The sequence below is a fragment of the Burkholderia sp. 9775_39 genome (genome assembly GCF_015712225.1).
Taxonomy (GTDB): domain Bacteria; phylum Pseudomonadota; class Gammaproteobacteria; order Burkholderiales; family Burkholderiaceae; genus Burkholderia; species Burkholderia cenocepacia.
In genome coordinates, this window is the sequence record NZ_JACCQC010000030.1 from 35,420 (window position 1) to 59,504 (window position 24,085).

General features: G+C 67.5%; 23 protein-coding genes. 14 read left to right on the top strand and 9 right to left on the bottom strand.

Annotated features, from left to right (window positions below; all coding sequences use genetic code 11):
* Positions 1-354: 354 nt before the first annotated feature.
* Positions 355-621: a hypothetical protein gene (locus H0X90_RS29595; protein WP_006487869.1), complete on the top strand. Its 267-nt coding sequence runs from the start codon at positions 355-357 to the stop codon at positions 619-621.
* 90 nt (positions 622-711) lie between these two features.
* Positions 712-2,199 carry a carbohydrate porin gene (locus tag H0X90_RS29600; protein WP_077189485.1) on the top strand — a complete coding sequence of 496 codons (1,488 nt, stop codon included), beginning with the start codon at positions 712-714 and terminating at the stop codon, positions 2,197-2,199.
* 103 nt (positions 2,200-2,302) lie between these two features.
* On the opposite strand, the gene treA is transcribed toward H0X90_RS29600, so the two are convergent.
* Together treA and H0X90_RS29610 are read right to left on the bottom strand one after the other, a co-directional pair.
* Positions 2,303-4,021: an alpha,alpha-trehalase TreA gene (gene treA / locus H0X90_RS29605; RefSeq protein WP_077189484.1), complete on the bottom strand. Its 1,719-nt coding sequence runs from the start codon at positions 4,019-4,021 to the stop codon at positions 2,303-2,305.
* 136 nt (positions 4,022-4,157) lie between these two features.
* Positions 4,158-4,787, bottom strand: a complete 630-nt coding sequence (locus H0X90_RS29610; RefSeq protein ID WP_077189483.1) for a TetR/AcrR family transcriptional regulator — start codon at positions 4,785-4,787, stop codon at positions 4,158-4,160.
* A gap of 441 nt (positions 4,788-5,228) precedes the next feature.
* Here H0X90_RS29610 and H0X90_RS29615 point away from each other — a divergent pair, with 441 nt between their 5' ends.
* Together H0X90_RS29615 and H0X90_RS29620 are read left to right on the top strand one after the other, a co-directional pair.
* Positions 5,229-6,617 (top strand): MFS transporter, encoded by a 1,389-nt coding sequence (locus H0X90_RS29615; protein WP_077189482.1) that lies wholly within the window; start codon positions 5,229-5,231, stop codon positions 6,615-6,617.
* A 356-nt stretch (positions 6,618-6,973) separates the two neighbouring features.
* Positions 6,974-8,185 (top strand): winged helix-turn-helix domain-containing protein, encoded by a 1,212-nt coding sequence (locus H0X90_RS29620; RefSeq protein WP_077189481.1) that lies wholly within the window; start codon positions 6,974-6,976, stop codon positions 8,183-8,185.
* A 57-nt stretch (positions 8,186-8,242) separates the two neighbouring features.
* Here the strand turns inward: H0X90_RS29620 and H0X90_RS35855 are convergent, their stop codons facing one another.
* Both H0X90_RS35855 and H0X90_RS35860 read right to left on the bottom strand, forming a co-directional pair.
* Positions 8,243-8,461 carry a DUF1653 domain-containing protein gene (locus tag H0X90_RS35855; RefSeq protein ID WP_048989428.1) on the bottom strand — a complete coding sequence of 73 codons (219 nt, stop codon included), beginning with the start codon at positions 8,459-8,461 and terminating at the stop codon, positions 8,243-8,245.
* Positions 8,462-8,518: 57 nt separating this feature from the next.
* Complete coding sequence (locus H0X90_RS35860; protein ID WP_006491201.1) at positions 8,519-8,962, bottom strand: GNAT family N-acetyltransferase; 444 nt, start codon at positions 8,960-8,962, stop codon at positions 8,519-8,521.
* 159 nt (positions 8,963-9,121) lie between these two features.
* Here H0X90_RS35860 and H0X90_RS29630 point away from each other — a divergent pair, with 159 nt between their 5' ends.
* On the top strand, positions 9,122-9,745 hold the full coding sequence (locus H0X90_RS29630; protein WP_006491197.1) for an HAD hydrolase-like protein: 624 nt from the start codon (positions 9,122-9,124) through the stop codon (positions 9,743-9,745).
* A 386-nt stretch (positions 9,746-10,131) separates the two neighbouring features.
* Positions 10,132-10,710: a DUF4142 domain-containing protein gene (locus tag H0X90_RS29635; protein ID WP_006491198.1), complete on the top strand. Its 579-nt coding sequence runs from the start codon at positions 10,132-10,134 to the stop codon at positions 10,708-10,710.
* An 81-nt stretch (positions 10,711-10,791) separates the two neighbouring features.
* On the opposite strand, the gene H0X90_RS29640 is transcribed toward H0X90_RS29635, so the two are convergent.
* Both H0X90_RS29640 and H0X90_RS29645 read right to left on the bottom strand, forming a co-directional pair.
* Positions 10,792-11,391, bottom strand: a complete 600-nt coding sequence (locus H0X90_RS29640; RefSeq protein WP_006491209.1) for a GNAT family N-acetyltransferase — start codon at positions 11,389-11,391, stop codon at positions 10,792-10,794.
* Positions 11,392-11,447: 56 nt separating this feature from the next.
* Positions 11,448-12,362 (bottom strand): LysR family transcriptional regulator, encoded by a 915-nt coding sequence (locus H0X90_RS29645; protein WP_012493476.1) that lies wholly within the window; start codon positions 12,360-12,362, stop codon positions 11,448-11,450.
* 108 nt (positions 12,363-12,470) lie between these two features.
* Here H0X90_RS29645 and lysA point away from each other — a divergent pair, with 108 nt between their 5' ends.
* From lysA to H0X90_RS29675, 6 genes are all read left to right on the top strand, one after another.
* Positions 12,471-13,709 carry a diaminopimelate decarboxylase gene (gene lysA / locus H0X90_RS29650; RefSeq protein WP_077189480.1) on the top strand — a complete coding sequence of 413 codons (1,239 nt, stop codon included), beginning with the start codon at positions 12,471-12,473 and terminating at the stop codon, positions 13,707-13,709.
* A gap of 584 nt (positions 13,710-14,293) precedes the next feature.
* The gene (locus H0X90_RS29655; protein ID WP_006498975.1) at positions 14,294-15,094 is read left to right on the top strand and encodes a transporter substrate-binding domain-containing protein; all 801 of its coding nucleotides are present in this window, start codon (positions 14,294-14,296) and stop codon (positions 15,092-15,094) included.
* 67 nt (positions 15,095-15,161) lie between these two features.
* The gene (locus H0X90_RS29660) at positions 15,162-15,821 is read left to right on the top strand and encodes an amino acid ABC transporter permease (protein WP_006498974.1); all 660 of its coding nucleotides are present in this window, start codon (positions 15,162-15,164) and stop codon (positions 15,819-15,821) included.
* A 40-nt stretch (positions 15,822-15,861) separates the two neighbouring features.
* On the top strand, positions 15,862-16,587 hold the full coding sequence (locus H0X90_RS29665; RefSeq protein ID WP_043206167.1) for an amino acid ABC transporter ATP-binding protein: 726 nt from the start codon (positions 15,862-15,864) through the stop codon (positions 16,585-16,587).
* A 45-nt stretch (positions 16,588-16,632) separates the two neighbouring features.
* The gene (metC, locus tag H0X90_RS29670) at positions 16,633-17,814 is read left to right on the top strand and encodes a cystathionine beta-lyase (RefSeq protein WP_006498972.1); all 1,182 of its coding nucleotides are present in this window, start codon (positions 16,633-16,635) and stop codon (positions 17,812-17,814) included.
* A gap of 76 nt (positions 17,815-17,890) precedes the next feature.
* Positions 17,891-18,235, top strand: a complete 345-nt coding sequence (locus H0X90_RS29675; protein ID WP_006498971.1) for a DUF3088 domain-containing protein — start codon at positions 17,891-17,893, stop codon at positions 18,233-18,235.
* A gap of 102 nt (positions 18,236-18,337) precedes the next feature.
* Here the strand turns inward: H0X90_RS29675 and H0X90_RS29680 are convergent, their stop codons facing one another.
* Complete coding sequence (locus H0X90_RS29680; RefSeq protein ID WP_006491199.1) at positions 18,338-19,225, bottom strand: DMT family transporter; 888 nt, start codon at positions 19,223-19,225, stop codon at positions 18,338-18,340.
* A gap of 132 nt (positions 19,226-19,357) precedes the next feature.
* Here H0X90_RS29680 and H0X90_RS29685 point away from each other — a divergent pair, with 132 nt between their 5' ends.
* Positions 19,358-20,833, top strand: coding sequence for a PLP-dependent aminotransferase family protein (locus H0X90_RS29685; RefSeq protein WP_021033516.1), 1,476 nt, complete (start codon positions 19,358-19,360; stop codon positions 20,831-20,833).
* Between the two features lie 42 nt (positions 20,834-20,875).
* On the opposite strand, the gene H0X90_RS29690 is transcribed toward H0X90_RS29685, so the two are convergent.
* Complete coding sequence (locus H0X90_RS29690; RefSeq protein ID WP_077189479.1) at positions 20,876-22,309, bottom strand: nicotinate phosphoribosyltransferase; 1,434 nt, start codon at positions 22,307-22,309, stop codon at positions 20,876-20,878.
* 72 nt (positions 22,310-22,381) lie between these two features.
* Positions 22,382-23,422, bottom strand: a complete 1,041-nt coding sequence (locus tag H0X90_RS29695) for a bifunctional nicotinamide-nucleotide adenylyltransferase/Nudix hydroxylase (RefSeq protein WP_012339666.1) — start codon at positions 23,420-23,422, stop codon at positions 22,382-22,384.
* Positions 23,423-23,613: 191 nt separating this feature from the next.
* Here H0X90_RS29695 and H0X90_RS29700 point away from each other — a divergent pair, with 191 nt between their 5' ends.
* Positions 23,614-24,066 carry an SRPBCC family protein gene (locus H0X90_RS29700; RefSeq protein WP_006491214.1) on the top strand — a complete coding sequence of 151 codons (453 nt, stop codon included), beginning with the start codon at positions 23,614-23,616 and terminating at the stop codon, positions 24,064-24,066.
* Positions 24,067-24,085: the final 19 nt, after the last annotated feature.

Below are 24,085 nucleotides of genomic sequence, written 5' to 3' on the forward strand. Positions count from 1 at the left end.
CCGCGACGCGCACACCACACGGCGCAACCGTCATGCGTTTTCTACTTGCGCCGCAGCAAAAGTCGCGACTACAATCCGCCCCAATTCATCACGGGAGTCCCTCCGTGGATACATGCTCTAGTTGCAGTTCGATGCCGGTCCAGGCCGGCCAAGCCATCGCGAGATAGCAGCCAGACGCATGTCTTTCGCCGCTAGCTCGCACTCGTCGGGTTAGCGCGCCTCCATCCGGGCCGGCCATCGCCGGTTCGGCAGTCGCACGCTCCGTTATGTTCCATCCTCCGATCGCAGGCCGCGTCACGCACCCGCGCTCGATCACGTCGTCCGGCGTCCGCCGGACGGAACGGAGGCAGCGTCATGTTCGTTCAATCGTTCGCGGTCAAGCTCAAGCGCGTCGTACACGTCGCGTGCGACCGCTCTTTTTCCGGCCGCTCGCCGCTCGCCCGGGCATTCAGCCGCTGGCGCGGCCGGGCCCTCGCCCACGTGCCGACGGCGCCCCGCCCGCTCGATTGCGTGCTGATCGCCGCGACGGCGGCCGCGCTCGCGCTCGCCGCGCTGCTGTGCTCGGTCGCGCCGCGCGTCGGCTTCGCGCAGGTCTGGCGCGTCGGCGGCTGGCTGCCGTAAGCCCTGCTCCGTGCGGGCCGTCTCGCCATGCGTCCCGCATCACGTTCCCGTTTCTTCAGCCAAACTAATCAAACTGCCAACGGAACCCAAATGAAGAATCACCTCGCACCCGTCCCGCGCAAGCGCCGCCTCGATGCGCTCACCGCGCTGCTGCTGTCGCTCGCCGCCGCGCCCGCATTCGCGCAAGCATCGTCGCCCGCCGCTGCCGAACCGGCAGCCGGCGCGAGCGATGCCGCCGCCCCCGCGCAACAGGCCGCCGATGCTGCCGCGCCCGCTCCGACCGGCTTCTGGGAGCGCTCGAACCTGCTCGGCAACATGGGTGGCCTGCGTGACGTGCTCGACGAGCACGGCGTCACGCTGAGCCTGCAGGAGACCAGCGAGTACCTGTACAACACGTCCGGCGGCACGGGTCGCGGCGGCGCATATCAGGGGCTCACGCAATTCGGTTTCAACATCGACACCGGCAAGGCGATCGGCCTGCCGGGCGGCACGTTCAACGTGTCGGGGCTGCAGATCCACGGCACCAACCTCACGCAGCGCTACCTGCAGACGTTGCAGACCGCCACCGGCATCGAGGCGAACTCGACCACGCGCCTATGGGAACTCTGGTACCAGCAGTCGCTGCTCGACGGCAAGGTCGACGTGAAAGTCGGCCAGCAGAGCGTCGACCAGGAATTCATGGTGAGCCAGAACGCGGCGACGTTCATGAACGCGACGTTCGGCTGGCCCGTGCTGCCCTCCACCGATCTGCCGTCCGGCGGCCCCGCGTACCCGCTGTCGTCGCTCGGCGTGCGGCTGCGCGTGAAGCCGGCCGATGCGTGGACCGCGATGGTCGGCGTGTTCGACGGCAACCCGGCCGGCCGCAGCGACGGCGACGCCCAGGTGCTGAACGCACACGGCACCAACTTCAACCTGCGCAGCGGCGCGTTCGTGATCGGCGAGGTGCAGTACGCGCTGAACGCGCCGCCCGCCGACCCGAAGGCGCCACAGCCGGCCGGCCTGCCCGGCACGTACAAGCTCGGCTTCTGGTATCACTCGCAGCACGCGGACGATCCGCGCTACGGCACCGACGGGTTGTCGCTCGCCGATCCGGCGAGCAACGGCACGCCCGCCACGCATCGCGGCAACTACGGCTTCTATGCGGTCGCGGACCAGATGGTGTGGCGGCCGTCCGCCGACAGCCCGCGCTCGGTCGGCGTGTTCGCGCGCGTGATGGGCTCGCCGGGCGACCGCAATGTCGTCGATTTCGCGGCCAACGCCGGCGTGACGCTGAAGGCGCCGTTCGCCGGCCGCGACAACGACGTCGCCGGCATCGCGATCGGCTACGCGAAGATCGGCTCGCATGCGCGCGGCCTCGACGGCGATACCGGCGTGTACACGACGCCCGGCTATCCGGTGCGCCGCGCGGAAACCGTCATCGAAGCGACCTACCAGTACCAGGTCGCGCCGTGGTGGCAGGTGCAGGCCGACCTGCAGCACTTCTTCCGTCCGGGCGGCGGCATCCCGAACCCGAACGCGGCCGGCGCGCGCATCGGCGACGAGACGGTGGTCGGCGTGCGCACGACGATCACGTTCTGACGCGCGCCGCATGAAAACGCGGGCCGGACGGCCGCTTGCGCGACGGTCCGGCCCGTGCGATTGCTCGCCGTGTGGGCACGCGGCCCGCACCGCGCACCGCACCTTACTCGCCGTACAGCCCGAGCAGTTTCAGCGTGACGCCGTTGGTCCAGCCGAAGCCGTCCTGCAACGGATATTCGCCGCCGCCTCCGCCGCCCGTGCCGGTACCCTCGACCACGTACTTCTCGACGAGCTTGCCTTCGGTCGCATACACATGCTTCACGTCGGACAGGAAACGCGTGCCGATGTCCTTCGCGAGCGCCGGTTCGCCATAACGGCGCAGCCCGTCGATCGCGATCCACTGCAGCGGCGCCCAGCCGTTCGGCGCATCCCATTGCTGGCCCGTGTTCTCGGTCGTCGTCGCGAGACCGCCCGGCTGCAGCAGCGTCTTGCGCACTTCGCGCGCGGTCGCCTTCGCACGCTCCGGCCACGCGACGCCTGCAAACAACGGATACAGCGCGGCCGCCGTCACGCCGTCGCGCGGCTTGCGCAACTGCCAGTCGTAGTCGCCATAGTAGCCGCGACGGTTCCACAGGTAATGATTGATCGCAGCCGCACGCTTGCCCGCGCGCGCTGAAAAATCGGCCACGCATGCGATGTCGCGCGTGACCGCGCAGCCCTTCACGATCGTCGTCTCGAGATGGAACATCAGGCTGTTCAGGTCGACCGGCACGATCGACGTCGTGCGGATCGTCGCGAGCGTCTTGCCGTCGCCGAACCACCGCGAGCTGTAGTCCCAGCCGCTTTCGGCGCCCGCGCGGAGGTCGCGGTACACCTCGTTCGCCGGACGGGACGGCACCGACTTCGCGGTCGTCACGTCCTCCAGATACGACTCGTCGCGCGGCGTATCGCTCGCATCCCAGTAGCGGTTCAGCACGGCGCCGTCGGGCATCGCGACCACGTGGCGCGCCGCCTGCCCGCGCGGCGTCGTGGTCTCGCCCTGCATCCAGTACGCATGTTCCTTGCGCAGCGCCGGCAGGTATTTCTGGTAGACCTTGTCGCCCTCGACCTGCGCGGCGAGCGTGACCATGTACGCGAAGAACGGCGGCTGCGAGCGGCTCGCGTAGTACGTGCGATTGCCGTTCGGGATGTGGCCGACCGTATCGATCAGGTATGCAAAGTTGTCGAGCATGTCGTCGACGAGATCCTCGCGCCCCGACACCTGCAACCCGAGCATCGTGAAATAGGTATCCCAGTAGTACCCTTCGCGGAAACGGCCGCCCGGCACGACGTACGGCTTCGGCATCGGAATCAGCGAACTGTACTGGGGCACCGTGACGCTCGTGCGCGTGAGCTGCGGCCACAGCCAGTCGATGTGCTGGCGCAGCGTCTGGTTCGGCGGCGGCGTCACGCCGCCTGCCGGGGGCGGCGTGAAATGCTGGTCGACGAACGCCTTCAGCGAGAAGCCCGGCTGCGATTTCTGTTGCTGATACAACTGCACGATCGTCGTGGGGTCGGTATCGGGCGTTGCGTCGACGAAGGTCTTCTGGTCGGGATAGAGCTGCGCGGTCTGCACCGCGACGAACAGATCGCCGTAGAGCTGGCTCGGCGGCGGCGGCAGCGTGCCCGACGCGGGAGCGGCAGCCGCTGCGGTGGTAGCCGGTATCGCGGACTGGCCGACCGCTTGCGCGGCGGCCTGGTTCGCATTGTCGGCCTGCGCGGCGCAGCCGGCGACGGCGAGATACGCGATGGCCAGTGCGGCGGCCCAGCGCAGACGCGGCGCGGGCGGTGACTGACGCGACGAGAAGCGAGATGCAAGCGGTGCGGCACGACGTGACGTCATGGCGTGTCCCCTCCTTTCGATGGTGAGTGGATCGGCACGAGGTCTCGTTCGCGCGCGCGTTCGTCTCGATGGCCTTCGATCGATACGCGTCATGTTGTGGTGCGAATGGGTCCGACTGTCGCACGAAACATGCATCTCAAGCAAGTTTCGATTCGCGCGATTCCCGGAGATAACCGCGCACCGCCCGCCACGCCCGCGCTTCGAGCGCGTGCGCATCGGTTTCGCCGCGCGCGCCCGCCGCATCGACGATGCCTTTCACGATCGCGAGCAGATCGTGCGCAATCACGTCGGGCGCGGCGACGCGCGGCGCATCGCGCAACCGGAGCGCATGCAGCAAGGTCGCGTGGATGCGGTCGACGACGCGCGCGTTGCGCACACCGAGCGGCAGCCGCGCCTCCTCGAAATCGATCAGCCGCGCGAGCACCGGCCGGCGCATCTGGTGCGCGACGGCCCCGCGCACCAGCGTGCGCAGCACGTCGTCGCACGACGACAGCGCGGCCGCCCGGTCGACGTCGTCGAGCAGATGCGCACTCTCGCGCTCGACGAGCGCGGCGGTCAGCGCGTCGCGGTTCGGAAAGTATTGATAGAGGGAACCGATGCTCACGCCGGCCAGCGCGGCGACCGCGTTCGTCGTGTAGCCGTCGAAGCCGTCGCGCTCCAGAATGCGCGCGGCGGCCTCGACGATCGCATCGACGGTGGCCACCGAGCGGCGCTGGCGCGGCGCCTTGCGGGGCGACAGCGGGATGCGCGAAGACGAGTCGGACATGGCGGGAATGCGAGTTTCGAATATGAGCAAACGCTCATATTCTAGAAACGCACCGCCACTCCGTCAAAAGGAATCGCCATGACCGGGCAGACGTCGGTCCCGCTCATCGTGTTCGTGCGCGTCGACACGCACGCCGAATGGCGAAAGCGTGGGCGACGCACCGCGCGGGAAGCCGTTCCCCGATCGCAATGTCGGGCGCGTCGACCGCCTGCCCGGCATCGAAAACGCACGTGCGCCCGGCAACGGCGATGCTGCGTCGTTCACCGGTCGGGCAACGCATTCGACACGCACGAGCAATGCGTCGCTTGCCCACGCGCAGTCGTTCTTTCCGCCCCATCCACAGGAAAAGACGACTGTTGCAACATGCGGAACAACTGTTGTCGTACGTGACGCAACGGTCACATTGTGGGCATAATGACGTCTTTACCGCGCGCCCAGCCCATGTCGCCCGTCTTTCTAGCACCGCTCATCGTTGCCTGTGCGTTGTTCATGGAAAGCGTCGACGCGAACATCATCGTCACCGCGCTGCCCGCGATGGCGAGGGACTTCGGGCACAACCCCGTCACACTGAACATCGCGATCACGGCTTACGTGGTCGGCCTCGGCGTGTTCATCCCGATCTGCGGCTGGCTCGCCGACCGCTTCAGCGCGCGCGCCGTGTTCCGCACCGCGATCGGCATCTTCGTCGTCGGCTCGCTGATGTGCGCGGCGTCCAACTCCCTCGGCGTGCTCACGTTCGCGCGCTTCATACAGGGCGTCGGCGGCGCGATGATGGTGCCGGTCGGCCGCATCATCATCTTCCGCGCGGTGCCACGCTCCGATCTCGTGCGCGCGATGAACTACCTCGCGATTCCCGCGCTGTTCGGGCCCACGGTCGGGCCGCTCGTCGGCGGCTTCATCACGACCTATCTGCACTGGCGGATGATCTTCTTCATCAACGTGCCGATCGGCATCTACGGGATCTACCTCGCGAGCAAGCACATCGCGAACACGCACGAGCCCGATCCGGGCCCGCTCGACTGGTTCGGCTTCCTGCTGTCGGCCAGCGGCGCGGCGCTGCTGCTGATGGGTCTCACGCTGATCGACGGTTCGCTCACGTCGCGCTCGAACGCCATCCTCATGTGCGCGGCCGGCGCCGCGATGCTCGCGCTGTACGTGCCGTACGCGCGCCGCAAGGAGCGCCCCGTGCTCGACCTCAGTTTCCTGAAGATCCCGACGTACCACGCGAGCGTCGTCGGCGGGTCGCTGTTCCGCATCGGCCTCGGCGCGGTGCCGTTCCTGCTGCCGCTCGCGCTGCAGGAAGGACTCGGCATGAGCGCGTTCCATTCCGGCCTGATCACGTGCGCGTCCGCGCTCGGCGGCGCGGTCAGCCGCTCGACGGCCACCCATACGCTGCGCCGCTTCGGCTTTCGGACCGTGCTGATCTACAACGCGGCATTCGCGGGCCTCGCGATCGCCGCGTATGGCGTGTTCCATCCCGGCATGGCCACCTGGGCGATCTGGATGATCGTGCTCGTCGGCGGCATCTTCCCCGCGCTGCAGTTCACGAGCCTGAATTCGATGATCTACGCGGACATCTCGCCGCGCGACGCAGGCCGCGCGACGAGCCTCGGCAGCGTCGTGCAGCAGATGTCGCTCGGCCTCGGCGTGACGGTGGCCGGCCTCGTGCTGCACGTGTCGCACTGGCTCCAGGGCCATCAGGCGATGGTGTGGTCGGATTTCTGGCCGGCATTCGTGGTGGTCGGGCTGTGCTCGTTCGCATCGATTCCGATCACGCGGCGGCTGCCGCCCGGCGCCGGCGACGAAGTCGCGCGCGGCAAGCGGCAATGAACGGCCGGCGCGACGGCATGGCCGGTCGCGCGGCGCTGGACGAGAACCGGAAAAACAAAAAAATCAGCGAACATCCACACGGGGCCGGTGCACAGCCGCGTGGATGTTCGCTCAGGGCTCCGGGTCTCCCGATGGGGGTTGAGAGTCCCGGATTCGCTTCCTGCGTGCCATGGACATATGTGCGTCGGAAGCGGAATCGTTGCGCGCACTTGTCGTCGCGCCATGAACTGCACTATAGGGAAACTTGCGAAACGCATCTGTCAACCATTGTCAGACGCGTTGCAGCCGCACGTCGCACGCGCGCGCCGCTTTCGCGCTAAAGTGGTTCCCGATCGCCACCCTCGACCGTCCTGCCGATGCTCACGCTCTCGCCCGCCGCCGCCCGCGCACTGCATCTCGCCGCACAGGGCCTGCTCACGCCGCCCCGCCGCAAGGCCACCAAGTCCGACGTGCTCGACACGATCCGACGGATGGCGCAGTTGCAGATCGACACCATCCACGTCGTCGCGCGCAGCCCGTATCTCGTGCTGTTCAGCCGGCTCGGCGATTTCTCGCCGCAGTGGCTCGACGAACATCTCGCCGAGGCGCGCCTGTTCGAATACTGGTCGCACGAAGCGTGTTTCCTGCCGATCGAGCAGTTCGGGCTGATGCGCTACAAGATGCTCGATCCGTCGGGGATGGGCTGGAAATATGCGGCCGAATGGCATGCGCAGAATCGTCCCGAGATCGAACGGCTGCTCGCGCGGATTCGCGCGGAAGGCCCGGTGCGGTCGGCCGATTTCGCGCGCGAGGACGGCGTGAAGGGCAACGGCTGGTGGGACCGCAAGCCCGAGAAGCGTCACCTGGAAGTGCTGTTCACGACGGGCGACCTGATGGTGTCGGAGCGCCGCAATTTCCAGCGTGTGTACGACGTGCGCGAACGCGTGCTGCCCGGCTGGGACGATACGCGCGACCTGCCGCCGCGCGAAGCCGTGCTGCCCACGCTGCTCGACTACACGTGCCGCGCGCTCGGCGTCGTGCGCGCGGACTGGGTGGCCGACTACTATCGGCTGCCGCGCCGCTCGTACCGCGCGGAGCTGGAACGGCTGGCGGAGACCGGCGACCTGATTCCGGTGCAGATCGACGACTGGAAGGAGCCGGCCTACGTGCATCGCTCGCTCGATGCGTGGCTGCCGGCCGCCGCGGCCGACACGTTGCGCTCGACGGTCACGACGCTGCTGTCGCCGTTCGATCCGGTCGTCTGGGACCGGCGGCGCGCGTCGACGCTGTTCGGTTTCGATTACACGATCGAGTGCTACACACCCGAGCACAAGCGGCGCTACGGCTATTTCTGCCTGCCCGTGCTGCATCGCGGCCGGCTGGTGGGCCGCGTCGATGCGAAAGCGCATCGCACGCTCGGCACGTTCGAACTGAAGGCCGTGCACGTCGAGCCGGGCGTGCGCTTCGGCACCGGGCTCGCGGCCGACGTCGCGAAGGCCGTGAAGAAACTCGCGGCGTGGCACGGCACGCCGGAGGTGACGGTCAGGCATGCACCGCCGGAACTGGTGAAGGCGCTGGCCGACACGTAACGCGCACAGGTTCGCGCGGCCGGCCCGCGCGGCGGCGTACGCGCCGCCGGCCGCGGATCAGTCGCGCAGCTTGCGAAAACGCGGCGTGCCGTCTTCGAGACTGCCGTTGAACATGGCTTCCGGCCGCACCCACAGCCCGCGCGCATGCGGCCACAGATGCTCGTAGACGACCACCGATTCCTCGGTTTCGGAATGGCGGGCAACGCCGATGTAGCGGTACAGGCCGCCCTTGTAGTGGCGGTGCGTCGCGAGCTGTTCGGCTTCCTGTTCGGTCATGGTGTGCTTCTCTTCGGCAAAAACGGAAAGCGCGTATTGTATGCGCTGCGCCGCCCGTCAGCGTGTCGTGTAGATGTCGGGGCGGCGGATCTCCATCAGCCGCTCGGGGTTCGCCGGCGGGCCGAAACCGACCGGCCGGTACAGCGCGTGCGCATCGGTCGTCGCGAGCATGATGCGGCGCAGCCGCCGCACCATCTCCTGCGCGAATATATGGTCGATCAGCGCTCGGCCGTAGCCGTTGCCGCGTTCGGCCGGCAGCACGAACACGTCGCACAGGTACGCGAACGTCGCCTGATCGGTGACGAGCCGCGCGAACCCGACGAACCGGTCGCCGACGTACGCGCCGAAGCACAGCGAACCGTCGATCGCGCGCTCGACCACGTCGCGCGGAATGCCCTGCGACCAGTACGCGTCGCGATGCAGGAAATCGAAGATCGCGTCGATGTCGAGTTCGCGCTTGTCGGTGGAAAATCTCAGCGTGGCGGGGGTGGCTGCGGGCACGTCTGTTCTCCGGTCGGGACGGAAGGCGGAGCATCGACGATACCGCGCTGGCGAGTGGCGGACAAGGGGCGCAACGATCCACCGCGGACGAACGGTCGTACTCTGCCGGCTTCGATTCGGTGACAATGTCATCGCCCGATAAACCTGCCACGCTGCATCATGACCTACCGCCTCATCGCCTTCGACTTCGACGGCACGCTCGCCGATTCGCTCGACAGTTTTCTCGCCGCGCTGTCGGAAGCGTCGCGCCTGCACGGCTTTCGCGACGCCACGCCCGAACTGCGCCCGGCGCTGCGCGGCATGTCGGCGCGCGACATCATCCGCGCGCTCGACGTGCCGATGTGGAAAGTGCCGCGCGTGACGATCGACATGCGCCGCCTGATGCAGCCGCGTGTCGCGCACGTGCGGCTGTTCCCCGGCGTCGACGAAACGTTCGACGCGCTCGCCGCGCGCGGCATCCGCATCGCGATCGCCACGTCGAATACCGAGGCGATCGTGCGCGACCGGCTCGGCCCGCGCGCCGGCGCGCGCGTCGACCATTTCGCATGCGGGATTCCGCTGTTCGGCAAGGCGCGTCGTCTGCGCGCGCTCGTTCGCGAGGCCGGCGTGCGCGCCGACGAAGTGCTGTACGTCGGCGACGAAATCCGCGATGCCGACGCGGCACGGCGTGCACGGATCGCGTTCCAGGGCGTCGCGTGGGGCTATACGGCGCCCGACGCGTTGCAGGCGCATTGCGCGACGCCGTTGCTGCCGCGCCTCGACGCGCTGCTCGAACGCGTGTAACGCGTTCGCCGCGCCACGCGCGCATGCAGCCACGGCAGCCGCCACGACAACATCACGTCGATGAAATGCGGATGACACGCACCTGCATCTCATGCATTGCATGCGCCACGCGCGCGCAAAAATTGCCGCCACCGCACGCGCATCAGGTACGCGCTACCTGCCTGCGCGCATGCCCATCGATTCGTCTTACCAACCGTTACACAAGCCACAGCACGGTTGCACCTGCTACCCGAGCGCTCTCCTAGAATCAGTCGGGCCGGGAAACACTTCGAACGCCGCCGCGGCAGAGTGGCCATCGAATCCGGCCCGGGCGCGCCCGGTCTCTCGCACAGCGACGGATCACACGATCCGTTTTTCAACCAGAGCCCCGATCGAAAGGAGGTCCCATGAACCGCTTTCCCCCCATCTCGCGCCTTGCCTTGTCTGCCGCCGGCCTGCTTCTCGTCGCCGTGACGGCGACCGCGCAAACCGCGCAACCGGCCCCCGCCGCGTCCGCCGCGCCGGCTGCCACCGCGACGCGCATCCACGAAGCCGACCAGACCTTCATCACGGACGGCACGAAAACCGTGTCGACCCAGCACGACGCCGCGCGCATCGCCGATTCGCGCACGTCGGACAGCCAGGTCAAGGCCTTCGCGCAACGCGTGTCGACCGACGATGCGAAGATCATCCAGGCGATGCGCGCGGCGAGCCCGCGCGGCGTCGACGTGCCGGCCAACGACCCGGACACGACCGTGCTGAACAGCATCAAGAGCTTGCGCGGCGCCGACTTCGACAAGGCCTACATCGAACAGGTCGCGCTCGCCGGCCAGCAAAAGGCGATCTCGGCATTCCAGGCCGAAATCGCATCGGGCCGCGACACCAAGCTGAAGGAAGTCGCACGCCAGGCGCTGCCGATCCTGCAGGCGCACTATGCAGACGCGCAGAAGCTCGCGCAGCGTCATCACCTCGCATCGGCGCAGTAACACGATGCAGCGCCGCGCATCGTGCGCGGCGCACCGCCCCCTGTCGCGTCGCCGCCTCCCCTGCCGGCGGCGCGGCACACGTTACGTCGCCAGCTTCGCGTCGAGCCGCGCACGCACTTCCGGCCATTCGTCGTCGATGATGCTGAAGCGCACCGAATTGCGCTTGCGGCCGTCCGGCATGATCCGTTCGTGACGCACGATGCCCTCCTGTTTCGCACCGAGCCGCAGGATCGCCGCGCGCGATTTCTCGTTCAGCTCGTCCGTCGTGAACTGCACGCGTACGCATCGCATCGTGTCGAACGCATAGGTCAGCAGCAACCACTTCGCTTCGGTATTCGCCCGCGTACGCTGCGCCGATTCGCTCAACCACGTATGGCCGATCTCCAGCTTGCGATTCGTGCGATCGATCTTCCAGAAGCGTGTACTGCCGATGGCGCGACCCGATGCGCGATCGACGATCACGAACGGCATCACGGTGCCGGCCGCGCGGCCCTGCAACGCCGTGTCGATGTAGGCGTCGACCGTCTGCGCGCCCGGCACGACCGTGACCTTCAGGTTCCACAACTCGCCGTCGGCTGCAGCGTCCAGCAGCGCTTGCCGGTCGGACACGTCGAGCGGACGCAGGACGACACGTTCGCCGACGAGGGTCGGTTGTTCGAGGGAAGACGATGCGTCGGTCATGACGGGATTCCGGAAAATGAGGACGATGGCGGCAAAACGCCCATCATACGGTGCCGCTAGCCGAGGTGCGCGGCGAGCCGGCGGCGGATCGCCTTCGCTTCGCCGCGCAATGCATCGGCGAACGCATCGACGAGCAGGCTCTTCGGCCGGTGCTCGGGCACGATCACGCTGACCCGGTACGGAAACGACCGCGTCAGCGGCCGCACGTGCAGATCGCGGCCGACGAAATCGAGCGCCGTGAGCGGGTTGACGATCGCGGCGCCGAGCCCTTGCCGCACGAACGCGCACACCGACACCGCCGACGGCGTATCGACCACCGAGCGCGGCGCGACACCGAGTTGCGCGAACGCCTCGTCGATCAGGATGCGATACGGATCGTTCAGCGACAGGCTCACGAACGGGCGGTCGGCGAGATCGAGCAAGTCGATCGCGTCCTGCGCGAGCAGCGGATGACCGTCGGGCAACACGCACACTTCATCGACTTCGAGCAGCGGCGTGAGCACGGTGCCGGCCGGCGCGACGTCGTGCTCGGTCAGCCCGAGGTCGTAACGCTGCGCGGTGAGCCACTCCTCGAGCACCGGCGACTCCTGCGTCGCGACCGACACGCTGACACCCGCATGCGCATCGTGAAAGCGCCGGCATGCACCGGGCAGGATCGCGTGCGAGAACGCCGGCAGCGCGATCACCGACAATTGCCCGTCGCGGAATTCGCGCAGGCGCGCGGCCGTCGCCGCGACGCGTTCGAGCCCCACATACGCGAGCCGCACGTCGTCGAACAGCGTGAGCGCGGCCATCGTCGGGCGCAGCCGGCCGTGCGCGCGTTCGAACAGCGCGAAGCCGACGACCTGCTCCATCCGCGCCAGCTCGCGGCTGATCGTCGGCTGCGACGTGTACAGCATCTCGGCCGCGCGCGTCGTGCTGCCGGTGACCATCAGCGCACGGAAAACCTCGATATGACGGTGCGTCAGCATGATCGTATATATCAGGAATGAATCGAATGAAGATAAATCGGCATTTTACTGTATAGCCGATCAGGCGCATCATCCCGCTATCCGTTCATTCCATCCGGTTCATCCGCCATGTCTCTCGATTCCCGCCAGCTCGCGACGCTCGCGCAGCAATACGGCACCCCGCTGTGGGTGTACGACGCCGACGTCATCCGCGACCGCATCGCCCAACTGCGCCAGTTCGACGTGATCCGTTACGCGCAGAAGGCGAATTCGAACGTCCATATCCTCAAGCTGATGCGCGAAGAAGGCGCGTGCGTCGACGCCGTGTCGCTCGGCGAGATCGAGCGCAGCCTCGCGGCGGGGTTCAGCCCGGCAGGCGAACCGGAAGGCGTCGTGTTCACGGCCGACCTGATCGATCGCCCGACGCTCGCGGCGGTGCTCAAGCATGGCGTGACCGTGAACGCCGGCTCGCTCGACATGCTCGCGCGCATCGGCGAGCACGCGCCCGGCCACTGCGTGTGGCTGCGTGTGAATCCCGGGTTCGGCCACGGCCACAGCAACAAGACCAACACCGGCGGCCCGCAGAGCAAGCACGGCATCTGGATCGACGACGTACCGCGCGCGATCGAGATCGTGCGCCAGTACGGGCTGAAGCTGGTCGGCATCCACATGCACATCGGTTCGGGCGTCGACTACGGCCACCTGTCGCAGGTGTGCGATGCGATGGTCGATCTCGTCACGTCGCTCGGCCACGACATCGATGCGATCTCGGCCGGCGGCGGCCTGTCGATCCCGTATCGCGACGGCGAACCGCGCGTCGACGTCGGTCACTACTTCAGCCAGTGGGACGCCGCGCGCAAGCGGATCGAACGGCATCTCGGCCACCCGGTGCGCATCGAGATCGAACCGGGCCGCTTTCTCGTCGCCGAAGCCGGCACGCTCGTCACCGAGGTGCAAGCCGTCAACCGTCGGCCGAAGCACGATTTCGTGCTGATCGACGCGGGCTTCAACGACCTGATGCGCCCGTCGATGTACGGCAGCTATCACGCGGTGTCGGTACACGCGCACGATGGCGCGCTGCCCGCCGGCCGGCCGCTCGTCGACCTCGCGATCGCGGGGCCGCTGTGCGAATCGGGCGACGTGTTCACGCAGGATGCAGGCGGCGTGGTCACGCACCGCAAGCTCGCGCAGCCGCAGATCGGCGACCTGCTGTTCCTGCACGACGCGGGCGCGTACGGCGCGTCGATGTCGTCGAACTACAACAGCCGGCCGCTCGCGCCGGAAGTGCTCGTCGATCGCGGCACGCCGCGACTGATCCGCCGCCGGCAGACGATCGGCGAATTGCTCGCGCTCGAAACGTTCGAGTAACCCGCGCCCGGCGTGACGAACGCCCAACGGCCAGGCTTGCCGCTACCGGCAGCCTGGCCGTTTTGCTTTTCGGCATGCCGCCGGATCGCAACCCGGAGCAACCGCGCGAGCGCGCTAGCACCTGATCCTTCGCATCGTGCGCAACCGCAGCAGATCGCTTGCGCCACCTTTCGCGCGCAGAGAAAAACATTCCACATCGCGTGAAAAGTGCACACATCTTTGGAAACACATTCCCTTTTGACAAAACTAAGATTGCCCTCAGTCGCACGGCATTCCTGCCGGATACGCGTCGACGATGCGTCCGGCCCACTCCACTCGCAACGCTGCACGGGCAATCATGAATCACACGCTTGAACGCACTACCGCGCACGCCGGGCTTCGCCACCGCTCGCGCATCTGCGTCCGCCATCCGCACGCGCACCGCACCTTCATCGCGCACGAACGCATGCCGTAACGCACGACATCGCGCACGGCGAACCACCCGCTCGCCGCTCACGCTCCACCGACTCCCTGCTCACGGCGACGCCGCCCGTCGCCGCGGCGTCGCACACCCTGAATTTTCGACAACAACCACGGAGACAACCATGAAGCACTTCACCCCGACGCTCAAGCAAGGCCTCGCAGCCGCCCTCCTCTGCATCGCGGCCACGACGTCGCACGCGGCGGACCTGCTCGACACCATCAAGCAGGCCGGCGTGCTGAAGATCGCGCTGGAAGGCACCTACCCGCCGTTCGACTACCGCAATGCCGACGGCCAGCTCGAGGGCTTCGACGTCGACGTCGCGAAAGCGGTGGCCGCGCGCCTCGGCGTGAAGCCGCAATTCGTGACGACCGAATGGAGCGGGATTCTGGCGGGCCTGCAAGCCGGCAAGTTCGACGTGATCGTCAACCAGGTCGCGATCACGCCGTCGCGCCAGCAGGCGCTCGACTTCAGCACGCCGTACGTGTATTCGTCCGCGCAACTGCTGCAACGGCAAAACGATGCGCGCGCCTTCAAGTCGCTCGACGAACTGAAGGGCAAGAAGGTCGGCGTGACGATGGGCAGCAACTACGTCGATCTGGTCAAGACCGTGCCCGCGATCGACCTGCAGGTCTACCCCGGTACGCCGGAAAACCTGCGCGACCTCGCGGCGGGCCGCATCGACGCGGCAGTCAACGATCGGCTGATGCTCAGCTATCTGATCAAGAACTCGCACCTGCCGCTGCGCCCGGGCTCCGTGCTCGCCGGCGGCGAGGACCGCATGGGCATTCCGTTCCGCAAGGGCAATCCGAAATTCGCGAAGGCGATCGACGACGCGGTCGCATCGCTGCAGCAGGACGGCACGCTGAAGAAGATCTCGATGCAGTGGTTCGGCACCGACACGACGCGGCCCGTGACGCAGTAACGCGGCCCGCCCCGCGCCCGCGCGCACGAACGCGCGGGCGGTCCGGCACACAATCAGGAGACACGCAATGGAAGCAATCGAACTGATCGTTCATACGCTGCCCGTGATGGTCAAGGGAGCGGTGTTCACGTTGAAGTTCGCCGTCGCATCGATGGCGCTCGGCCTCGTCGTCGGGCTCGTGGTCGCCATCATGCGCATCGGCAGCAACCGGCTGCTCGCGAGCCTCGCGCAAGGCTACGTGAGCCTGATGCGCGGCACGCCGCTGCTCGTGCAGATGTTCGTCGTCTACTACGGGTTGCCCGATCTCGGCATCACGCTCGATCCGACCACGGCCGGCATCTTCACGCTGACGCTCAATGCGGGCGCCTACCTGTCCGAGAGCATGCGCGGCGCGATCCTTGGGATCGGCCGCGGGCAATGGGCGGCCGCACACAGCCTCGGCCTCACGCACGTGCAGACGCTGCGCTACATCGTGTGCCCGCAGGCGCTGCGTCTGGCAGTGCCGAGCCTAGGCAACACGCTGATCAGCCTGATCAAGGACACGTCGCTGGTGTCGGTGATCACCGTCACCGAGTTGCTGCGCTCGACGCAGGAAGTGATCGCCGCAACGTTCCAGCCGCTGCCGCTCTACCTCGCCGCCGCCGCGATCTACTGGGTGCTCAGCACACTGCTCACGCGGCTGCAGGGGCGCGTCGAAACGCGCCTCGCGCTGCCGTCCACGCATTGACCGCGCCCGACCTCCCATGAATTCCATCGACGGACAGAACATGATTACGCTCGACAACGTATCGAAATGGTATGGCAAGCATCAGGTGCTCTCGGCCTGCAGCGCGGCGGTCTCGAAAGGCGAAGTGGTCGTCGTGTGCGGGCCGTCGGGCTCCGGCAAATCGACGCTGATCAAGACGATCAACGGCCTCGAACCGTTCCAGAAAGGCAGCATCACCGTCGACGGCATGCGACTCGGCGATCCCGCCGCGAAGCTCGCGCAATTGCGCGCCCGCGTCGGCATGGTGTTCCAGCACTTCGAGCTGTTTCCGCACCTGTCGATCACCGAGAACCTGACGCTCGCGCAGATCAAGGTGCTCGGCCGCCGCAAGGATGAAGCCGTCGAGAACGGCATGAAGCTGCTCGATCGCGTCGGCCTGAAAGCGCACGCGCACAAGTATCCGGGGCAGTTGTCGGGCGGCCAGCAACAGCGTGTCGCGATCGCGCGCGCGCTGTCGATGAATCCCGTCGCGATGCTGTTCGACGAGCCGACCTCCGCGCTCGATCCAGAGATGATCAACGAAGTGCTCGACGTGATGGTCGAGCTTGCGCGTGACGGCATGACGATGGTTTGCGTGACGCATGAAATGGGCTTTGCGCGGAAGGTCGCGCATCGCGTGATCTTCATGGACCAGGGCGCGGTGGTCGAGGACGCAGCCAGCGAGCGCTTCTTCGCGGCGCCGCGCTCCGAGCGCGCACGCGACTTCCTCGACAAGATCCTGCATTGACCGCGCCCCGCCGCCCTGCCTCGAACGACACTCAAAGGAGACATCTTGAACCACCTGCATTCGACCGACACCGTTCTCGCCCATGAAGGCCGCTCGCACGGCCAGCCCGGTTCGCCGGTGAACCCGCCCGTGTACCGCCAGTCGACGCTGCTCTTTCACGGCACCGACGCGCTCGACGCCGTGCGCGGCACGCCGCTCGCGTACGGCCGGCACGGCAGCCCGACCACCCGCGCGCTCGAGAAAGCGCTCGCGCGGCTCGAAGGCGCGCATGCCGCGCTGCTGACGCCGAGCGGCCTCAGCGCGATCACCACCGCGCTGCTCGCGGTGGTGAACCCGGGCGACCATCTGTTGATGGTGGACGCCGTGTACGACCCGACCCGTTCGTTCTGCGACGAAACGCTCGCGCGCCTCGGCATCGAGACGACTTACTACGATCCGGCGCTCGGAGCGGACATCGCGTCGCTGATGCGGCCGAACACGCGCGCGGTATTCGCCGAATCGCCGGGCTCGCTGACCTTCGAAGTGCAGGATATTCCGGCCATCAGCCGCGTCGCGCACCGGCACGGCGCGGTCGTGCTGCTCGACAACACGTGGGGCACGCCGTTGCATTTCCGCTCGTTTTCGCATGGCGTCGACGTGTCGATTCACGCGGCGACCAAATACATCGCCGGGCACTCGGACGTGCTGATGGGGGCGATCCTGACGACCGAGGCGCTCGCGCCGACGGTCACCCGTTTCTACCGGCAACTCGGGATGACCGTCAGCGGCGACGATGCATATCTCGCGTTGCGCGGCCTGCGGACGCTATCGGTGCGGCTCGAGCGGCACCAGCGCAACGCGCACGTGCTGACCGAATGGCTGTCGCGACAACCGGAAGTCGCGCAGATTCTGTATCCCGCGCGCGCCGGCGACGCCGGTCATGCGCTGTGGCAGCGCGATTTCACGGGCGCGTGCGGGCTGTTCGGCGTGGTGCTGCATCCGCAGGCCGACGACGCCATGCGCGCGCTGCTCGACGGCATGACGTGCTTCGGCATGGGATACAGCTGGGGCGGCTTTGAAAGCCTGATCATCCCGTCCAACCCGTCGCGCCACCGCACCGCCACGCGATGGACGGCGGCCGGCCCGCTGCTGCGGATACATGCCGGGCTCGAGCATCCCGACGACATGATTGCCGACCTCGCCGCCGGCTTCGCGAGAATGCGCGCCGTCGCACTTGCCGAAGCATGAAATCCGGCGGCGTCGCGCACGTCGCTTCGCATCACGTTGTCTTCGACGTTTTTCCCTCTCTCATAGCGAGACCATCATGAAAGACACGCTGTTCATTCTGCGCCCCGGCTTCTTCAAGGACGCCGAAGGTCCGTTCTACTGCGGCGATTCGGTTGCCGTCGAAGGGCTGTTGAGCTTCTATCCGCAGCTGCGCGACGCCGTCGACGTCGAATACGTCGACGCACCGCGCCCGCGCCAGCCGATCGTCGCGCTGATCGGCGCGGACAACCAGTCGGCGCCGGTGCTCGTACTTGGCAACGGACGCGCGCCGAACGACGATACCGTCGCGATCCGCGAGCACAACGGCCGGCGCTTCATCGATTCGCCCGCCGATATCCGGCGATACCTGTCGTCGCAGTACGGCGTGGCGCACGTCGCGTAAGCACGCCGGCGCATGCGGCCGGGCGGCTGCACGGAAGGGGCGCGCGATGCGCGGCCCGTTTTGCGCACCGCCGCCGGCCGCACCATCGTTCAGGATGGTGCGTCACCCCGCACGCTGCACGGGCGCCATCTTCGAGAAGTACTTCGCGCCCGCCACGCAGCCGACCACGACGACCGTCACGACCACCATCGACGGCGGCACCGTCTCGTGCAGCAGCCCGGCCGCGAGCAGGAGGCCGAAGAACGGCTGCAGCAGCTGCAACTGGCCGACGCCCGCGATCCCGCCGAGCGCCAGCCCGCGATACCAGAACACGAAGCCGATCAACATGCTGAACAGCGACACGTACGCGAGCCCCCACAGCGCGGCGGCGTCTACTCCGTCGAACGACGCGGGCCAGGTCAGCCACGTGAGCGGCAGCATCAGCGGCAGCGACAACACGAGCGCCCACGAGATCACCTGCCAGCCGCCGAGCTGGCGCGACAGGCGCGCGCCTTCCGCATAACCGAGCCCGCACGCGACGATCGCGGCCAGCATCAGCGCATCGCCGACCACCGACGCCTGCCCGCCGTTGCGCAGCGCAAACGCGGCCACCGCGCCGCTGCCGACGATCGAGAAGATCCAGAACGGCAGCCGCGGCCGTTCGCCGCCGCGCCACACGCCGAACAGCGCGGTCGCGAGCGGCAGCAGCCCGACGAACACGATCGCGTGCGCCGACGTCACGTGCTTCAACGCAAGCGCCGTCAGCAACGGGAACCCGACCACGACACCGAGCGCGACGATGGCCAGCGACACGGCCTCGGCGCGCGACGGCCGCCGCTGCTTCAGCACGACGAGCAGCAGCAGGCCGAGCGCACCGGCGATGGTTGCGCGGGCGAACGTGAGGAACAGCGGGTCGAGCCCTTGTACCGCGACACGCGTCGCGGGCAGCGAGCCACTGAAAATGATGACACCCAGCAGGCCGCTGAGCCATCCGTCGGTCGTCTTTTGCACGGTCGATCCTGAATGGGGAAATGGATGATGGATGACCGATGATCCGCCGCCGGCGAAAACGGCGTAAGCTACAGCCCAATACAATTCAGACAAACTGTACTGGACAACCGGCCGTACAGTTCATCGTTCGCCATGAGCCATTCCGCCCCGATTCCCGCTCCGCCCGCGCCGTCGCGCACGCGCGTGGAAACCGTCATGGATACGTTGCGCGCGCGGATCTCGAGCCGTGCGCTGATGCCCGGCGCGCGCGTGCCGTCGATCCGGATGATGGCCGATGCGCTCGGCGTATCGAAATCGACGGTCGTCGATGCGTACGAACGGCTCGCGAGCGAAGGCGTGCTCGTCGCCCGACGCGGTTCGGGCTTCTATGTATCGGGGCACGCACCGCCGCTCGCGCTCGCGGAACTCGGCCCGCGCCTCGATCGCGCGCTCGATCCGCTGTGGCTGTCGCGTCAGTCGCTCGAAGCGGCGCCGACGTCGGTGAAGCCCGGCTGCGGATGGTTGCCGTCGTCGTGGCTGCCCGACGAAAGCCTGCGGCGCGCGTTGCGCGCCGTGTCGCGCGACGAAGCCGATGCGCTGACCGACTATGCGACCCCGCTCGGCCTGCCCGCGCTGCGCCAGCAGCTTGCGTGGCGGCTCGCGCAGCACGGCGTCCACGCGGAACCCGCGCAGATCATGCTGACCGACGGCGGCACGCACGCGCTCGACCTCGTGTGCCGCCTGCTGCTGGAGCCCGGCGATACGGTCGTGCTCGACGATCCGTGCTACTTCAACTTCCAGGCGCTGCTGCGCGCGCATCGCGCACGGATCGTCAGCGTCCCGTTCACGCCGAACGGCCCCGATCTCGTGCGCTTCGAGCAGGTACTCGCCGAGCACCGGCCGCGCCTGTACATCACCAACGCCGCGCTGCACAACCCGACCGGCGCGACGCTCGCACCGCCCGTCGCGCACCGGCTGCTGACGCTCGCGGCCGAGCACGGGCTGCTGATCGTCGAGGACGACATCTTCGCGGATTTCGAGAGCACGCCCGCACCGCGCCTCGCGGCGTTCGACGGGCTGTCGCGCGTCGTGTCGATCGGCAGCTTCTCGAAGACGCTGTCGGCCGCGATCCGCTGCGGCTATGTCGCCGCGCGTCCGGAATGGATCGACGCGCTCGTCGACCTGAAGCTCGCGACGTCGTTCGGCAATGCACAGATCGGCGCGAACGTCGTGCACCGGCTGCTGATCGACGGCACGTACCGGCGCCATCTCGACAGCCTGCGCGCGCGTCTCGCGGACGCGATGGGCGAAACGATCCGGCGCCTCGCGCGGGCCGGGCTCGGGATCTGGACGGAGCCGCGCGGCGGGTTGTTCGTGTGGGCGCAATTGCCGGACGGACTCGACGCCGCGCGCGTCGCGCGTCATGCGCTGGACCACGACGTGGTGCTCGCGCCCGGCGACGTGTTCAGCGCGTCGCGCAGCGCGACGTCGTACATGCGCTTCAACGTGTCGCGTTGCAAGGGTCCGGCGGTGTTCGATGCGCTGGCGCGGGCGATGGAGGCGGTGCGGGTGGTGGAGCGCGGCGGCGCGCCGGCGAATGCCGGCAGCCGTGTACTGGCCGGCAAGTGACGCGAACCTGCCGCGCAGCGGCGGGATGGCCCGCCGCCTGCGTCACACCTCCCCCGCATGCGCCCTCGCCCGGACCTCGGCGAACGACGTATCGACGAGCAAACGCCCGGTGTCGAACACCGTCTCGAGCGCCTCTTCCCATTCGCCTTCCAGCACGCGATCATCCCACGCGACCGGCAACGTCACCGTCCGATACTCGCCGGTGCGCCAATTGCGCAACAGCGTCAACCGCCCCTGCTTCGAGCGCTTGCCCCGATCGGTGACCGGATCCTTGCGAACGTCGTGCCATACGCCCCCACGCCGGATGGCCGAACACTTCATCGCGAAGCGCTGCGTATCGCGGTTCACGCGCTGCAACAACGCACCGCCCATGCCGAACACCACGTTGCCGGCCGCATAGCCGGCATCGTCGAGCGCGGCGAGGATCGCCTCGATCGACTGCTCGTCGACACCGTCGCCCTGGATCACGCGCACGCGGTTCAGCACGCGCCGCCCCTTGCCGTTCACGGTCGAACCGAACGACGCGTCGAGCGCGCGCACGGTCTGCAGCACGATCGTCACCGGATCGCCGGAATCGGGACGCACGACGAGCGTCGCGCCCGAATCGAGCACCGCCTGCCGCAGTTCGCCACCCCACAGATCGAGCGCGGCGAACAGATCATAGGAGTCCGACACGACCGATACGATCGCACCCGGCAAACCGAAGCGCCTGATCATGTTGCGGTACGCATCGGCCTCGCCCTCGCGCCCCCACGACGTGATCGTGCTGTGCTCGGCCGCCGGCACCGAATAGGCGGCCATCGGCTCGCGATAGAAGCGGTTCGCGGCCAGCACGCCGAGCACCGTGTCCGAGCCCATGAAGTTCACGAGGTGCGCGGCGCCGCCGATCGCGGCCGATTCCGCGCTCGACACGCCGCGCGCGCCGAAGTCGTGCAGCTTGAACGGCAGTTGCGCGAGATCGTCGTCGGTCCGTTCGAGGAAGCGGCGAATCGTCTGCCGCAGGTGCCAGCTGCGGGTCGCCACCGTCACCGGATACCAGATGCGTAACAGCATCGTCTCGAGATACGACGCGAGCCAGAACACCTGCGGATCGTCGCATTCGACCGTCATCAGCACGTTGTTCACCGGCACGATCGAGCCTTCCGGCACCGCGCGGATCCTCACCGGCAGGTAACCGTCGTAGTGCTCGACGACATAGCGCCATCCTGCTTCGTTGAACGGCTCGCCGTGCACCGTGAAGAAATCGCGCGCGTCGTCGATCATCGCGTGCGTGACCGGCTTGCACAGGTACTGCTTCAGCAACATCTGCAGGCCGAAGAACAGCGTGCGGTCGTAACGGCCGCCGCGCGATTCGACGTACGAGAACATCGCCGATGCGTCCGGCGGATACTGCAGGAAGTGGGAAGCCTTGTACGAATCCGTGTTGAGAATCGGATTGGCGAGAACCGCGGCAAAGCCGCCGGGATCGTTTTGCATGGCTAGAGCTCCTCTAGGCCGTTGAAGTGCCGCCGCGTCTGTCGCGGCGGACCGATGCGGGGAATCAGCGCGTCACAGCTTCCCCAGGAAGTGATACGCGATGTCGAAGTGATCCTCGAACATCACGTTGCGCATCTGCGCGAATTCGTTGAGCGGGACCCAGCGCGCCTTGTCGGCGTCGTCGCTGCCCTTCACGCGCGGCAACTCGCCAGTCGGGAAGTTGAACAGGCACGCATGCGTGATCGTGCGGCCACGCAGCGAACGCGTCGGGTGATCGAACACCTGGCGATCCTTGATCGAGCCGCGCAGCACGGGTTCCGGCAGCTTGAGGCCGGTTTCCTCGCGCAGCTCGCGGATGCACGCCGCGTCGAGCCGCTCGTCCTGGTTCACGAAGCCGCCCGGCAGCGCCCACAGGCCGCGGCCCGGTTCGCTGCGGCGGCGCACGAGCAGGATATGGCCCGAGTGCACGACCACCGCGTCGACCGTCACGAACGTGACGGGATACGGCGCGGCCGCCCACGCCTTGCGATACGCGGCGATGAATTCGGCTTCCGACTTCAGTTGCGCGAATTCCGGCTGCGTGCGAAAACGCTCGAGCCAGCCGAACACGGGTTCCGGCACGGCCCACTGCACGAAGCTGTTGGTGCGTTCGGCGAAATACTGGTCGCGGATCTCGGTGGCGGAAATGTCTTCCGTCGCATCGACGTCGACGAGCTCCCATTGCGGGAACATCCGCAGGTAATACGAGGTGGCGTCCTTCTCGTGGCCGATCAGCCCGACCTTGCGTTGCGCGACGTCGCCGAGCGCGACGGCCACCGCATCCTGCACCCAGCGCACCCAGTCGCCGTCGTTGTAGGTCGAATCCTGCAGCGGGGCAATCGTCACGCGATCGCGCTCGGACGCGTCGAGCAGCGAAGCCAGCATCTGGCGACGCTCGTCGAACGAGAACGGATCCTTGATGGTGCGGGGCTTGTCGGTCGATCCGATCAGCACGCACACGCGCTCGGCCCGGCTCAGTGCCGACTTCAGCACGTTCAGGTGACCACGATGCGGAGGCTGGAAACGACCAATGAAAACGAGCGCGTCGAAGCGCCGGTTCTGTTGCGTACTCATGAGGCTCCCTCAAGAGATTGAAACGCTCCGGGTCTGTCCCGAAGGGTTGAGATGAATCCTAGGGGAATTCCCGAGGGACGTCAATCGAGCTGATTCGAGCCCGCGCTCGACTTGACGAAGTCTGACGAAACACGCGTTATTGGCGAGTTACACTCGATTTCATCCCAATCCGCGCCGCGGCGCCCGCCCTCATGAGGATATCCGTCAGCCGGACCGTCGGCGTCGATCGCAGACGCCTGTTCACGTGGTCGCAGGACTACGGGCGGCGGCTCGTCTGGGACAACTTCCTCATCGATGCCTATCTGCTCGACGGCACGACCGCCGACGTCGGCGTCGACGCGTTCTGCCGCAGCCAGTCGGGCGCGACGATGGTGTCGCGCTACATCTCGTACCGTCCGCCGCAGGTCGCCGCCGTCGAAATGGTCGAAGGGCCGAAGGTGCTCGAACGCTTCAGCGGCAGCTGGAACTTCACCGAGCGCACGGCCGGATCGACCGAGGTGAAGTTCACGTACCACTTCCGCGCCCAGCCGTCCTGGCTGCGCTGGCTGCTCGAACCGCTGATCGGCGCGTTCTATCTCGTGCAGACCCGCCGGCGTCTCGATTCGTTCAAGCGCTGGGCCGAAGCCGAAGCACTGCCGCGCTGACCGGCGTAAGCCGGCTGCG

What these genes read in the sequence shown, in the direction of transcription:
- H0X90_RS29665 (WP_043206167.1), top strand. Translation starts at nt 15,862, where the DNA reads ATGATTACGCTCGACAACGTATCGAAATGGTATGGCAAGCATCAGGTG.
- H0X90_RS29660 (WP_006498974.1), top strand. Translation starts at nt 15,162, where the DNA reads ATGGAAGCAATCGAACTGATCGTTCATACGCTGCCCGTGATGGTCAAG.
- lysA (WP_077189480.1), top strand. Translation starts at nt 12,471, where the DNA reads ATGTCTCTCGATTCCCGCCAGCTCGCGACGCTCGCGCAGCAATACGGC.
- H0X90_RS29685 (WP_021033516.1), top strand. Translation starts at nt 19,358, where the DNA reads ATGAGCCATTCCGCCCCGATTCCCGCTCCGCCCGCGCCGTCGCGCACG.
- H0X90_RS29655 (WP_006498975.1), top strand. Translation starts at nt 14,294, where the DNA reads ATGAAGCACTTCACCCCGACGCTCAAGCAAGGCCTCGCAGCCGCCCTC.
- H0X90_RS29675 (WP_006498971.1), top strand. Translation starts at nt 17,891, where the DNA reads ATGAAAGACACGCTGTTCATTCTGCGCCCCGGCTTCTTCAAGGACGCC.
- H0X90_RS29695 (WP_012339666.1), bottom strand. Translation starts at nt 23,422, where the DNA reads ATGAGTACGCAACAGAACCGGCGCTTCGACGCGCTCGTTTTCATTGGT.
- H0X90_RS29700 (WP_006491214.1), top strand. Translation starts at nt 23,614, where the DNA reads ATGAGGATATCCGTCAGCCGGACCGTCGGCGTCGATCGCAGACGCCTG.
- H0X90_RS29595 (WP_006487869.1), top strand. Translation starts at nt 355, where the DNA reads ATGTTCGTTCAATCGTTCGCGGTCAAGCTCAAGCGCGTCGTACACGTC.
- H0X90_RS29615 (WP_077189482.1), top strand. Translation starts at nt 5,229, where the DNA reads ATGTCGCCCGTCTTTCTAGCACCGCTCATCGTTGCCTGTGCGTTGTTC.
- H0X90_RS29635 (WP_006491198.1), top strand. Translation starts at nt 10,132, where the DNA reads ATGAACCGCTTTCCCCCCATCTCGCGCCTTGCCTTGTCTGCCGCCGGC.
- H0X90_RS29645 (WP_012493476.1), bottom strand. Translation starts at nt 12,362, where the DNA reads ATGCTGACGCACCGTCATATCGAGGTTTTCCGTGCGCTGATGGTCACC.
- H0X90_RS29690 (WP_077189479.1), bottom strand. Translation starts at nt 22,309, where the DNA reads ATGCAAAACGATCCCGGCGGCTTTGCCGCGGTTCTCGCCAATCCGATT.
- H0X90_RS29610 (WP_077189483.1), bottom strand. Translation starts at nt 4,787, where the DNA reads ATGTCCGACTCGTCTTCGCGCATCCCGCTGTCGCCCCGCAAGGCGCCG.
- H0X90_RS35855 (WP_048989428.1), bottom strand. Translation starts at nt 8,461, where the DNA reads ATGACCGAACAGGAAGCCGAACAGCTCGCGACGCACCGCCACTACAAG.
- treA (WP_077189484.1), bottom strand. Translation starts at nt 4,021, where the DNA reads ATGACGTCACGTCGTGCCGCACCGCTTGCATCTCGCTTCTCGTCGCGT.
- H0X90_RS29620 (WP_077189481.1), top strand. Translation starts at nt 6,974, where the DNA reads ATGCTCACGCTCTCGCCCGCCGCCGCCCGCGCACTGCATCTCGCCGCA.
- H0X90_RS29630 (WP_006491197.1), top strand. Translation starts at nt 9,122, where the DNA reads ATGACCTACCGCCTCATCGCCTTCGACTTCGACGGCACGCTCGCCGAT.
- H0X90_RS29640 (WP_006491209.1), bottom strand. Translation starts at nt 11,391, where the DNA reads ATGACCGACGCATCGTCTTCCCTCGAACAACCGACCCTCGTCGGCGAA.
- H0X90_RS29600 (WP_077189485.1), top strand. Translation starts at nt 712, where the DNA reads ATGAAGAATCACCTCGCACCCGTCCCGCGCAAGCGCCGCCTCGATGCG.